Below are 13724 nucleotides of genomic sequence, written 5' to 3' on the forward strand. Positions count from 1 at the left end.
AGGGCTCAGGCGGTCTGGGCGCGGGACTTCGAGGGACGGCGGACGGTGGGGTGGGCTTCCTCGTGGGCACGCTGCGCGTTCAGGTCGAAGAGGCGGTCGAGAACTTCGTCCTCGAAGGCTTCGAGCTGTTTGGGAGTGGCGCCGCAGTACGGAGGGGCGTGGATGTCATTCCAGCCGTAGGCATCCAGGACAGCTTGGTCCACGGACACGTGCAGGTCCCGCAGACGCTGCGTCGCAGCGTCGGTGACGGACTTGTCCTTGAGCCGGTTGTACGTCGTTGTCAGGCCGATGTTGTTGGCCTGCATGTACTGGCTGCGCTCGAAGTGGAGCCGCTCGCCGATGCGGTCGAGCGCTGAGGTGATTGCGGAGTCCGGGAAGGGGAAGGTTTCGAAGCAGTCGCTCGGTGCGTAACGAAGATCGTTGCGCATGGAGGATGACAGCAACCGTGCCCAGACCTCATGCACCCGTGACTGCAGCGCCGTCAACCAGTGGGCTTGCTCGACAGGAACGACAATGACTTGTTCGCTAAGTACAACAGACGACGGTTGCCACGAGAATATCAAGTGCTTCGAGACTCGAGAGGCCGTGAGGCAACGGCTTAGCGGGCGCAGGGCCTCGTAGAGAGCCGGAGTCGTCTCGCCAAATCGCCACCAATACTTTCGGCGAGTATCGCGCTTGTTCTTGTCTCGTTCAGGCTTTACCAACTCCCGTAGGATGCGGATGAGGTCCGGCCAGCGCTCAGCTTCGGCTAAATCCACTTGCCCGAAGTTGATGACGTACCTTTCGAGTTCGGGACTCGGGTCGGAGTTGAGTTCCTCGCCACCCACGTAGCGAAAGATGCGCGCCGCGTTCATTGATGATTTCGAGACAAGAGTCGAGCGCTGCTCGGGGCTAAGTACAAACCCCTTTCCTAGGACGATGGATCCCTGGAAGCTCTTCTCCGCGTTGGCGGCGAGTGCCACGGGATCTGCTCGCTCGGGCTTTCCTCTCAGTCGAGAGTTGAGGTGTTTCACGGGTAGCCGCTCGAGGCGAGGCTCCAAACTCAGAGAGACGTGCCCCTTCGCCAGGTGCACGACTGCCACTGAGACGTTGGCGCCAGCCACCGGCCACTTCATGGAGCGCACGGCGTCGTAGAGGTGGCCGCCGTGGGCCACCAGGTGCTTCAGTCCCGTGGCCCTCGTGTCCCCCTGCGCGATGGTGTTGGTGGCGATGAATCCGAAGCTGCCGTGTTCACCCAGCAGATGGAACGCACGGCGGAAGAAGTGCGCGGAGAGATCCGCGTTGCCGTGCGCACCCTCATGAACCGCCTGGAGCCACGGGAGGTAGTTCTCTCCGCCCGTCTCGATGATGGCGTTCTTTCCCGCGAACGGCGGGTTCCCTACGAACCCATCGATCCACGCAGCCTTGTTGGGCTGCTCGTTGTCGAGCGGATCCGGCCGGCTCCCGTGGAACACCTCCGGAAACTCCAGCGGCCAGTGGAACGTCCATGACGGCGCGGAGAACGCCGCGATGTCCGCCGGCATGGGAGGCGGAACCCCATTCTTCGCCTTGGACAGCCACGCCCCAATCAGATCCAACCGGCGGACGCGCTCCTTCTCCCGCTCCTTGTCCGAGCCATGGGAGAAGAACGCCCCGACGCACGCATTGGCGATCCGTTTGATGTCCTCCAACGCCGTGTCCGCGTCGCGGAGAAGCCCCTCCTTCACCCGGCCGGGCTCCAGGTCCAACTGCAGCGGCTTGCGCTTCGGCCCTTCCAGGTCGAGCGCGAGCTGGAGGATCTTCTCGCGCTTCTCCAGCGAGCTGTTCAGCGCCTTCGAGATGAACGCCCAGGACAGCTCCGACTGCTTCTTGCCGGTCGGGTCCCAGTGGAACGATTGAAGCTGATCCAGGTCGAGCCCGACCAGTGAATCCCCACACTTGAGCGCATGGTCCAGGAATGTGAAGGGCTCCGTCTTCGCCAATGTCACGAGCCACAGCGACAGCTTCGCGAGCTTCACGGCCCATGGATTCTTGTCCACGCCGTACAGGCATCGCTGGGCCACCAGCCGGCGTGCCCGCATCACCTCGTCCTCGTGCTTGTCATGCTTCAGCACCCCCTCACGTGTCCAGGCGGCGACAACCTGGTCCGCGAGAAAGCGGCAGGACTCCACCAGGAACGCACCCGACCCCATGGCCGGGTCGCAGATCTTCAGGTTGAGGAGTCTTTCTGAAGACGGCTGCGGCCCCATCGTCTTGAGCAAAGGCTCTAGAGCCCGGCGGACGATGGGGCCCGACAGACTTCGAGGCGTGTAGTGGCTGCTGGTCCGTCGCCGCTCGTCGCCAGGCTGGAGTACCCACTGGGATGCTCGCCGTGTCTCGGTCCCCTTCACGCGGTACGGCTCCAGCACGGTCAGGACCATCTGCTGTGTCGAAGCCTGCTCCAACGCCTTCGACAGGGCTTTCACCGCCTTCGCGTCGACGCCCGCCTCATCTTCCAGCCATGCCGCACGCCGCTTCGAGGGCTGGGCCAGCACCTCGTCCGCGCAGACCCACACCTTCGAGGGCTTGAGGCAGATTCCAGCACCGGTCAGGCGCTTCACGTGGAAGCCCATCAGGCCCTCGTACACGGAGCCAATCTGCTCTACGTCGAGCGACTTGAAGCTCAGTCGCTGTCCCTTGAGGAAGATGAGCCGCTCCAGGACCTGAAGGACCGTCTCGTCATCAATGGGAGGCACCCGTGCATCCGTGCCCGCTTCGGTGGAACCCGCGCCTCCCAGGAAGGGAAACTCGTCAGGGTCGAAGAGCTGTCCACGCCGTGCCGGCATTCTCAGCTTGTCGTGCGAGGCTCCCAGGTAGATGCACCGGAAGAGCGCCAGCAACCGTGGCCACGCACCGAACCGCCGGTTCATCGAATCGGGGTATTGGCTGGAGTCCTCGACGAGCTGCGCGTGAAGTGCCTTCACCGACAGGTCATCGCGGTAGGGCTCCTGGCCCACGGGAAGCAGACCATGGTCCTCCGCGTAGAGGATGAAGACGAGCCGCAAGAGCGTGGAGAGGAGCCCGCCGTAGACATGGTCCTCACCTCGTGAGAACGCCTCGTCCAGGGCCCGGGAGCCATCCCGTTCAGCGGCCGTCTCGAAACCCGTGAGAAGGATGCCGAGCGCTTCCAGGACCTGGTCGGCCAGTTCGTCGGTGACATCCGCCTGCCGGCGGCGTGACTGCTCCAGGAGCGCGGGAAGCTGATGCTCGGGCAGCACGCCGAAGAAGCGGCGCGCGTGCAGGAGCATCACCATCGCGTCGAACAGCGGACGACCGCTGGCGGTGACGAGGTCCTTGAGCCGGAAGGTAATGTGCCCTGACGTCTCTCCGTGGGGCGCGTAGACCAGGCGCACGGAGTCCCCGTTGAACAGCAGACCGATGGGGACACGGGCCGCGCGCAGCAGGCGGTCGAACTTGGCGGTGGGCTCGTAGAACCACGCGCCCGTGGTGTCTTCCTTCTTGTCCAGGTCCAACCCGGCCGGCAGCTCCCAGGTCAGGAGCGCGAAGCCCTCCGCGGCGCGGCTGATGGGCGTGGAGTCATCCGGCAACCCTTCCGGCTTCGCGGGAGGAGGCCCTCGTCGCAACAGCCCCCGCGTGGGCTTGATGGTCTGTTGCCCCTCCGCGATATCGAGCTGGAGGTCCTCCGGAAACCTCGTGGTGAAATCATCCTCGGTGTAGCCCAGCACCTCCCGGAGGAAACGCGGGACATCCGTCACGCGAGGTGACTCCCGGCCCGCCAGCAGGACGAACCGCGACTGCGCGGACACCGGCAGGCGCTGCATGCACTGCGCGTCCTCGAGAACCGGGATGGAGACCACCAGTCCTTCGATGGGCTGCGCCATCCCCATCCATGTCTGGTGATAGCGACGCTCGACGTCCCCGCTCAAGTTCTGGCCGTTCATCAGCGCGCCCCCGGCCAGAGATAGACCATGCCCACGGGCACCAGGCGGGCGACCCGCACAGCGTAGGTGGCCTTCAAGGATTCAGGTTGTTCGACGAGTTCCCTTCCGAGCGCTGTCAATCGCTGTTCAAGGTGAACCTTGTCCCTCCTCCATTGGTCCTTCTCGGCCTGGGCGTCGAGCGAGAGCTCGAGCTGTGCGCTCAGTGCCTCCTGGATGGCCTCCTGCTGCGTCAGGAGAATCTGAGTCAGCGCCTTGGCTTCGGATGCCCCCCGCGCCGCCAGCTTCTTGCGAGCCCCCTGCTCTCGCACCGAGGCCTGCTCCTCGATGGCGGGCCAGAGCTTCGAGAAGTCGGACTCGACACTGGCCAGCAACCGTTTCTGGACGGCCTTCGGTATCGCGGAGAGCGCGGGCGCCTCCGCCAGCGTGGTCTCCAGTTGGTCGATGGCCTTGCGGTCCGCCTCGTCGGCGAAGGGCTTCAGGTGCCCGCGACCGCCGCCGTCCAGCCACCTTGCTGAAACAGAGACCACCTCGTCATGGAGCCGCGCGGCGCCCTCGCCAAAGAGCGACAACCGGCCGAAGACGATGACGCGTGCCACTGCGTCGCGTCGGGTCTGGACCACCGTGACACGGCTCAGGTCGTTCGCGGAGAACCCCTGCGCCAGGAACCGCTGGAGCACCCGCTGGACGAGCGGATGGGACAGGTGCAGGTGGACGAGCTTGCTGGAAACGCCCGGAGGTGCCTCGAAGACGACGGGAGACAAGGGGCGCTTTCGCCACTCCCACGCCGCCTCGTCACGCGCCCGGCGCGGACGAATGGAATCCAGGGTCGTGCTCCACGAAGCGGGAAGGGCGGGGACCTTCCAGGCCTCCAGCGTCCGGCCCTCTTCCGTGATGGCCTCCCGCTCTAACCGGCCCGCGCCGGCCAGTTCGAACCCCACGTCCAGCGCATCGCGCAGCAGGACGGGATTGAAGTCCATCACCTTGCCGCTGCGCTCGCGGAGCTCTCCAATCTCATCCAGTTCCCTCCGCAGGGATTGGAGCGTGCGCTGGGACTCCAGTTCCCGCTTCGTCACCTCCGTGCGAGTCGAGGTCGCGGCGCGGGAGAGGCGCTCCAGCGTGCTCTTCGTGATGCCCGAGGCGAGGGCATCGTGCATCTGGTCCATCAGCACGCAGCCCAGGCTGCCCAGCTCGCGCGTGATGGTCTCGACCTTGCGCGCGAGAGTGTCGAGCACCGCATCCTCGGCGCGCTGGCCGTAGACGAAGTAGCCACAGCGCACAGTGGACGCGGGTTGCAAGGCACGGTCGATGCGACCGTTGCGCTGCTCCATGCGTGAGGGGTTCCACGGAACGTCGATGTGGAAGAGGTCCGCGCAGTGGCCTTGCAGATTGATGCCTTCGCGCGCGGCGTCGGTCGCGAGGAGGACCCGCACGGGGAACTCCTCCATCGAGCCGTTGAAGGCGGCCTGCACCTCCGCGCGCTTCACGTCATCGATGCCGCCCGTCAGCGTGAGGATGCGCTCATCACCCCGTTGGGTCCCCTCGAAGGCGGCGGTGAGCTGCTCCTTGAGGTAGCGGAGCGTGTCGCCATACTCGGTGAACAGGATGACCCGGCGGGGCTTCCACGCGGCGCCTCGGGTGAGCGGGCATTGGTGCTCGCGAATCCAGTGGAGCAGGGCCCGCAGCTTCGCGTCCCGGGCAGCGCGGTGCCGGGCGCTCAGCTTGAGCATGTCATCCAGGAGCTTGCGCGCCTGGACGTTGGCGGACAGGTCCTGACTGTGCTCGCGGATGGTCTCCGCGAACGACAGCTCGAGCGCGTCGTCCGTCTCGCCGTGCTCCTCGGACTCAGGAGCCGTGTCTCCGGTGAGCGCTCCGCCGTCGGGAGCCAACGCCCCCGCGCCGAAGGCCGCCGCGTGGATGGAGAGGGTGCGGTGGAACGCCTCGATGCTGGAGAGGAGACGCTTCTGGAGGTTGATGAAGACCAGGCGCCCCTGCTTCGTGCCGGGTGCCATGAGCTCCGTGTAGCGCGCGAGCTTCTGGGACAGCTCCAGCTCCGGGGCGGAGGCTTCGCCCAGGTCGACACGCTGCTCGACGCTCTTTCCGTCCGGGGCGAGCCACTCGGAGTGCCAGCGTCCCGATTCATGCGTCAGCCGCACGCCCACCACGTGTCGCTCGGGGTAGCGCTGTGAGCTGCCCAGGGCGAGAAGGTCGCTCTTGAGTCGGCGCACCATGACGGGCGCCAGTTGTGATTCACGGACGCGGGTGCCTCGCGTGAAGCGCTGTGGGTCCAACATCTCCAACAGGGCGGAGAAGCTGTTGGAGTGGCCGTTGTGGGGCGTCGCGGAGAGGAAGAGCCGGTGCTCGAAGCGCTCCGCCAGTGAGCGGATGCTGCGAGTGGTCTCCGTGTCGATGGCGTACCGGCTGGCCGATGCGGGCGCGACGACGTGCGCCTCGTCGAGCACCAACAAGGACTTGTGGTGCCCCTTCTCCTCCAGGAGGGTCTTCAGCGGCTCGAAGTACTCGCTGCGCCGCAGCGTCTGGTACGACACGATGAAGCGTGAGTGCGTGGCCCAGACTGGGACCTGGAAGCCGCGCTCCTGACGGCGGCGGGAGACGAACTCGCTGTTGAAGATTTCGAAGCGCAGACCGAAGCGCTTCTCCATCTCATCGCGCCACTGGAGCGTCACCGACGCCGGGCAGACGATGAGGACGCGGTCCACGCGCTGGCGGAGGATGAGCTCCTGCAACACCAACCCAGCCTCGATGGTCTTTCCGAGACCCACGTCATCGGCGATGAAGAGATTCACCCGAGGCAGCTCGAGCGCCTTCTTGAGAGGCGTGAGCTGGTGATTCATCAAGTGGATGCCCGCGCGGAACGGCGCCTGGAAGAGCCGGGCGTCGGTGGCGGTGACGGAGTTCCACTTCAGCGCGTGCAGATACGCGGCGAAGTGACGCGGTTCGTCGAAACGCGCAGGAGGTCCCAATCCACCCTCTTCGGGTCGGATGACCCGAGCGGCGAGCTCTCGCTCCCATAAGACAGACAGGGGACGTCCCTGTGCGTCATCATCGAGACACGTGAGACGAACGAGGGTGTGTTGCTCCCGGACATCCGAAGGAGCGATGACCTCGTTGACCAGATACTGACGGTGTCGGACCTGCGCGATATCACCCGCGCACGGCAACAGCATGGGAGCGATTGGCACGAGAGCTACATGCCGCTACAAACCAATAACAATCAAGTGTCGAGCCCTCACCCCCCAGAGGTAGATACCCGGCATCATCAAGCCAGGCAGGCTTAGGGCGCCGATACGTCTATCCACTCAGCGCTTCCACCTTCGTAGCCAGCAGCGAAGGTGGAAGCGAAGAAGGAGCGGACGCCGCGAGTGGGTTGGGGCGGGCTGCTCCCAGCGCCGAGGTAGCGAAGCTCCAAGTGCAGCGGCACGAGCGCGGCCAGCTCGCCCGGCTGCCCCTGGCGGCTTCAGGGAAAAAGAAAGCCCCGGCACGCCAGATGGCGCCCGGGGCCCTGCTTCAGTCTCCCCGAAAGCTGGGTCCTTTCCGGGAGATGCTCAGTGGAGGCGGCGGGAATCGAACTCACAGGCAGGGCGCCAGAAAACCTAGGCAGGACGCGCTGTTACCCCTATCGCATTGAACTTCCTCGGGCTCGCCATCCTAGCCCATCCCACGCCGTCCCCCAGTATGCCACCCAACTCCACGCTAGAGGGGCACACTGGGGGCACATTCCCCCAATGGGTCAACGCGAACACGGGAGGGAGCTGACAAGAAGCCTGGGACTCACGCGATGGCACTTGGAGGCTGCACGATAGGAACTGCCAAGATTGCGCTGGGAGCAGGGGGGCCAGGTGGAGGAGTAGGCGTGGACACACCCCGGTGCCGCCAGTGGGATTGACTGGTGCCACATGAGGAGGCCACGCAACGAGAACCTTGGCGCACTCATGGCCGAGCCGGGCGAGACACGATCTACCCGGGCAGTTGCCCGACTTGCGGCCCTGCAGCATTCCTTTCCCCATGCCCCCCTCAAGCCCAGTCCAACGTCAACGCCCTAGCCCCCTAATCTCGGGAGCCATGGGTGCAATCACACCCAGCCCATAGTAGTTCTAAGCCATGAACCAGGTGGCTTCTGGAAATCTTCAAAACCCCGCTCAACGTGTGCGCACTTCCAGTCGCCAATGACGAGGAGAGTCGGGATTAGTATAGGCCTCAACTCTTCTAACTCATGGCCCATTTGTGAACGCAACTGCCCAAACCGCTGACTCCCAAGTTGACTTCGTCATTCTCACGGCACTTGAGGAGGAACGTGACGCCGTCCTGTCGAAGCTTCCGGGATATCGAAAGCTCGACCGTGTTGGGGAAGAGGCCCACACATATTACGAAGCCTCCATTGAGTCGCGGAGAGAAGATCGTGCCCGCTATCGTTTGATTGTGACGTCTCTTGCCAGAATGGGACCAATTGAGGCAGCGGCAAAGGGACCGGCCATAGCACAGCGTTGGAAACCTCGCCGCATTCTGATGGTTGGAATCGCTGGCGGCATCGCTGGCGAGGTACATCTTGGGGATGTGCTGGTTGCATCCGAAATTCAGGAATATTCGCTTGGCAAAACCGAGGTGAACCGGCCGCGCCAAGTCCGCTGGAAGAGCGCTCCGCTGGATGCCAGCCTTTACGATGCAGCAGCTAACTTCCGCACGGGATGGGAGGATCTCGTGCAAGTCCCACGCCCCACCCCTGGAACACCGAGACGACACACCGGCCTCTTCGCATCTGGTGGGGACGTTATCGCCTCACCTGACATGATCGCCGAGTTCAAGGAGAAGTACCCCAAGCTTGCTGGAGTTGAAATGGAAGGTGGCGCACTTGGGATTGTGTTACATCAAACCGAGTTGCGCCCCGGGCTATTGATGATTCGGGGAATTTCTGATCTGGCGGATGCTGCGGGCAACGCCGCAACGAAACAACTCTGGCGCCTCTACGCCTGCGACGTCGCAGCAGCCTACTCTATTGGCCTACTGAAAGAAGGCCCCCTTTCACCCAGCCCACTCCAGCCACCGCCTCTCCTTCAAGAGCCCACCCATACTCTCGGCGACAAGCCCCGTAGTACGGAGGCCTCGCGGTTGCCTGTCCAAGACGCCTATACCGCCGAATCTCTAGTCAGGATGGGGATTGAGCAACAACAGAGCAATGTCTCTCGCCGATTCCGATACGTACTCAATTTCGGCGGCACGCTCGCGAGCAATCTCCCCGAACAGATTGAGGCCCTGCGCGATGGGCTATGCGAGGCCAGCGACGAAGCCACGATGGAAGTCACCAGGATTGAGGCAAGCGCAGGACAGGTCTTCGTAACCACACAGGCCGATTCTCTAGCAACGCTTGCAGGCTCCCAATTTCGCGACACACTAGAGGCGCGAGGATTCACACTCCTAGGCTGCGCAGAGGAAACAACCTTCAACAGACTGCAATCAAGCAAGGCAAGCCTTCAGCAGGCTTCACACGACCTTCTCGCTTGGCCACAAACTCTGCCAGGCGGCCAGCGAATTCAGCGCCCCGAACTTCGTCAACTCATCCTCAGGATTGACGAATCCGAAAGCAGCGCGACGGCGGTACTAGGCCCTCCTGGCGCAGGGAAATCAGCTCTATTGGCAAGCGCAGCCCAGGAGTTGCTTGCGCGAGGCTGGCCGGTATTGGGGATAAAGGCTGATGCCCTGGACCCAAACGTCAACGACGAAATAGGACTCCAGCGGCAACTGATGCTCGACGAGTCGCCTTCGCGACTGCTAACACAGTTCTCCGAGTTTGGACCTACCGTATTGGTCATCGACCAACTCGATGCTCTCGCAGGCTTTGTTGATCTTAGGACTGGTCGACTGAACGTGCTACTAAACCTGCTCCGCCGCTGTGGGCGGCGCAACAATGTCCACATTATCGTCTCGGTCCGCACCTTCGAGTTTAACCACGACGTGCGGCTACGCTCGATTGAGGCGGACGCTCTTAGTCTTGACCTTCCTCCGTGGACGGAGGTCATGCCAGTGCTCGTCGCGCACAATCTTAACCCAGAGGATTGGCCCGCAGATGCTCAGGAAACGCTCCGCACGCCACAGCACTTAGCTACATTTCTACGCCTTGCCAGGAGCAGTTCGATTGAACCCTTCCATAACTACCAAGCCATGCTTGAGCGACTCTGGATGGACCGCGTGCTGCATGCACCGAATGGGCAACAACTTGCTAGGTTAGCTACGGACATAGCCAAGGCCATGGCAGAGGAAGAAAGTTTGTGGCTTGCCCGCTCGCGCTATGACGACTATGCCAAAGACCTCTTGGATCTGGAACGACTTGAGATCCTGAAGCCTTCCGCTGACGGCGTTGCCCTTGGCTTCAGCCATCAGACGCTCTACGACTACGTCCTCGCGCGCAGCTTTGCACGGGGCAAAGGGCGACTATCAGGCTACGTGGCTGGGCGAGAAACCTCCTTGTTCCTCAGACCTAAGCTCTGGGTGGCTCTCACCTATCTGCGAAATACAGAAGTCAGCACCTACGAAAATGAATTGGCCACGATTTGGCATTCCGAAGGCCTACGTTCGCATCTCAGGATGTTGCTAATCGAATTCATGGGCCAGCAGAAAGACCCTATCGAGATTGAACGTCGCCTCATGAAGCCAATTCTGGAATCAGGCCCAGAACGCACTCTGGCATTCAGCGCAATTGCCGGCAGCCCAGGTTGGTTCGCCGCCACAACTGGATCAGTTATTGCAACAACCATGGCCGAAAGCGAAGAATCCGCGTGGCTTGTCACGGGTGTACTAAAACAAGCCTGGGATTTTGCCCCCACAAGGGTCCTTTCACTGCTCAAACAAAACTGGGCCCAAATCCCGAAATTCGACACACACTGCTGGACGGTTATTGATGAGATTCTCGAATGGCCAAGCGAAGTCACGGACCTGGCGATCACAATCATCAACAGAACACCGCTTGCCCTATTCCACATTGAGCATGTCGCTGCCCATCTTGGGGTGAATCAGCCAGCGATTGCACTTCGCATGGTTCGCGCGCGATTGGACTGCGACCTAGCCACAGCCGAAAAACTTGCTATCGGGCGAGCGCAAACACCAAAACCCGCGCATACAGAGCTTGCCGATGATCTCATTTGGCAGTTCGAGAACTCCCCGAGCAGACCTCTGAAAGATCTAATCGAACAAGAGCAAGACTGGGACATCCTTTCAAGTCTTGCGGAGACCAGCCCGGGGCATTTTCTGTCAGCAATGTGGCCGTGGTTCATACGCGTTCTCGATGCCATCGCACGCGCCTCCTCGCCGAAGACAGGGCAGCAAACCTATCCCTTAAGTGGGATGTTGAACTTTCACTTCGACGATGGCGAGGACCAAGTCGACAGCTACAGACGGCCACCTCTCCCCATTCTTCGCGCTTTCAGGATCGCGATAGAGAAATTGGCGGAGACTCCGGAGTTACTACGCTCATTTGTGGCGAAGAACCTTAACTTGGAGGCAGAGCCCGCTCAGAGACTCCTCGCCCATGCACTTGCGCGAGATGGCAAGGAGTACGCGCAGGACGCCTTCGATTTTCTTATGGCGGACAGCCGGAGATTCTTTTTGGGTAGTTCCGCCCACGAACCTAGTACGACCCAAGCCCTCATCCGCGCTGCGAGCATTTATTGGTCAGAGGAGAAACTCGTCGCCTTCGTCCGGCGCATTCGCACGTATCGACCGCCTCCAACTCCGAAACTGGATGCAGAGCGAATGCAATATCGGGCACGGAGTCTGCGTATACATTGCTTAAGGTTACTCAAGACCCTACCGCAAGAGAAACTCGACCAGGAAATCAAAAACTTCATCCGGCAAGAAAGCCGGGTATTTCAAGGCGAGCGTTCCAGGGCACTTTCGTTCGGATTCAAGTCAATCGATTCGCCAATGAGCACTGAAGCAATGCTCAAGGCTTCCGACGAAAATATTCTCAATGCCTTTCGGAGGATTCCCGATCTGACAGAGAGCACCCATCCGATTGACTCAAGGCGGAGTGGCAACTTCCAGTTGTCTCATGCCTTTGCGGACTTTGCCAAGCAGCGACCAGAACGCGCGGTGCGGCTCATCTCTCATTTTGAGCCCACTTTTGGCTCGCGCGCTTCAGGCTTGGCTCTCCGCGCCCTGGCAGAAACTGCAACCCCTAGCTTGATTGTCACAACCCTTCTTGACGCAGTTCGCCGTGGTTTTGCTAGCGAGGAGTTTCGCAGTTCATCGGCAGGCGCAATAGAGCGTCTCGCAAACCGCAATTTGGCCATTGATGACGAAGTGATTTCGCTCCTCCAAGATTGGCTCAGCGACGCTTCCGATTTAGATGTGAATGAGGTAACCAGTGCCGAGGAGCACGACCTGCGCAGCAAGACCGAAGAGCATATCGTCCGCCCTATTCTGTGGGACACGAATCACATTTATCAACTCCCGCATGGAAACTTTCCCACCCTTGAGGCACTCACACGAGCCCTGCTTGTGCGCGGGGAATCTGATCGAGTCGTTCAAGTCTGGGAAAGGCATCTCACACGCCGCGAGCACCCGAAAGTCTGGCGGGCATTGTTGCACTACCTGCCGTATCTCAAGCCAACCGACACCACCGCGCGCGGACGTCTTCTCGGCGAGCTTTTTCACCAATACCCGCAGCTTACAGAGAGTCGCGAGGCGATTCACTTGCTCGGACATGCGCATTGGTGGGCCCTCGAGCACGTGCAAGCGGTACTGTACTCCTGGCGAGCACGGGAGAATCCCTGGCTACAACAAGTCCTCGGGGAGCTAAGTCTCCTCGTCGCAACCACGCATCCAACTTTAGACTGGGCGACGAGTCTACTTAATGAAGGATTGGCATCTAACAGCACGCCTGAGCGCAAGATCGGCATCGCATTCAGTGCCGCTCGACTCTGGAAAGACGCCAAGCTCCGAGCCCAGGCGAACGCCATCCTCGTCATACTGATTCCACAGGCAGATGGAAAACTCTGGGGTGCCATCCTCGACATATTTCGAATCGTGACCAACTTGGGCGAGACTGCTGAGGCTCCGAGTCTTCTCGATTCGATAGCGGCGAACATACGAAAAGCAGGACATCAAGACAACACGCCCCTGATCGAGCAACTGCAGAATCTACTCCCCGAATACGCCCTTCCTGTCGGAAGAATTGCAGATGGCATTATCGACAACATGATTAGCCATCTTGAGAATTCGCGTTCGAAAAGCATACACTCCTCGCCGGAGTTGGTAGACATCGCTATCACCCTCCATCGACTTGGAGGGCCACTGCGCGATCTGGGGATTCATCTCTTTGAGCAAATGCTTCGCATCAACGCCTACTCGGCGAGAGCAACCCTCGAAGAGATCGACTCTCGATTCCCGTCAGGCCCGCGCCCCATTACGCGCCCTCGACTACCGCGACGCAGTGCGAAAGCTAAGTCCGCATAGTCCGCAGGCACGTTAGGACCTCTGCTTGCGCGACTCTGGTGTGTTTGAGTTCTGCTCGCTCAAGTGCAGGGATCGCGCAGGGGCACCCCGGCACATGCGCAGTGACAACGCTCCGGAGTTCGTGGCCTCGGCCATCCTGCGAAGGCTCGCATTGAGCTGGCGCACATCGTTCCGGGCAAGCCCTGGCAGAACGGCACCGACGAGAGCTTCAACGTATCCGTCCGGTGAACGCCGTGCCGGACTGGTTGAGGGCGGACGGGAGTTGTGCTCGGCGGTGGTCGCGAGCCTGGACGTGAGTGGGTTGAGGAGAGGGAGCCGAGCGATGGCGCTCAGGAGGAA

General features: G+C 61.6%; 3 protein-coding genes and 1 pseudogene. 2 read left to right on the forward strand and 2 right to left on the reverse strand.

Annotated elements, in window-relative coordinates; genetic code table 11:
- Positions 1 to 5 precede the first annotated feature (5 nt).
- Positions 6 to 3920, reverse strand: a complete 3915-nt coding sequence (locus LZ199_RS19820; RefSeq protein WP_253995286.1) for a DNA methyltransferase — start codon at positions 3918 to 3920, stop codon at positions 6 to 8.
- Entirely contained in the window at positions 3920 to 7120 is a 3201-nt protein-coding gene (drmD, locus tag LZ199_RS19825; RefSeq protein ID WP_253995287.1) for a DISARM system SNF2-like helicase DrmD, read from the reverse strand. The genes LZ199_RS19820 and drmD overlap by 1 nt, the downstream gene beginning before the upstream one ends.
- Before the next feature lie 1042 nt (positions 7121 to 8162).
- Between drmD and LZ199_RS19830 the strand changes: the two genes are divergently transcribed.
- Positions 8163 to 13385: a phosphorylase family protein gene (locus LZ199_RS19830; protein WP_253995288.1), complete on the forward strand. Its 5223-nt coding sequence runs from the start codon at positions 8163 to 8165 to the stop codon at positions 13383 to 13385.
- A 79-nt stretch (positions 13386 to 13464) separates the two neighbouring features.
- Positions 13465 to 13598, forward strand: a pseudogene (locus LZ199_RS19835) (IS3-like element ISMxa2 family transposase); the annotation flags it as partial.
- Positions 13599 to 13724: the final 126 nt, after the last annotated feature.

The organism is Myxococcus qinghaiensis (genome assembly GCF_024198215.1).
In the GTDB taxonomy this organism is placed as follows: domain Bacteria; phylum Myxococcota; class Myxococcia; order Myxococcales; family Myxococcaceae; genus Myxococcus; species Myxococcus qinghaiensis.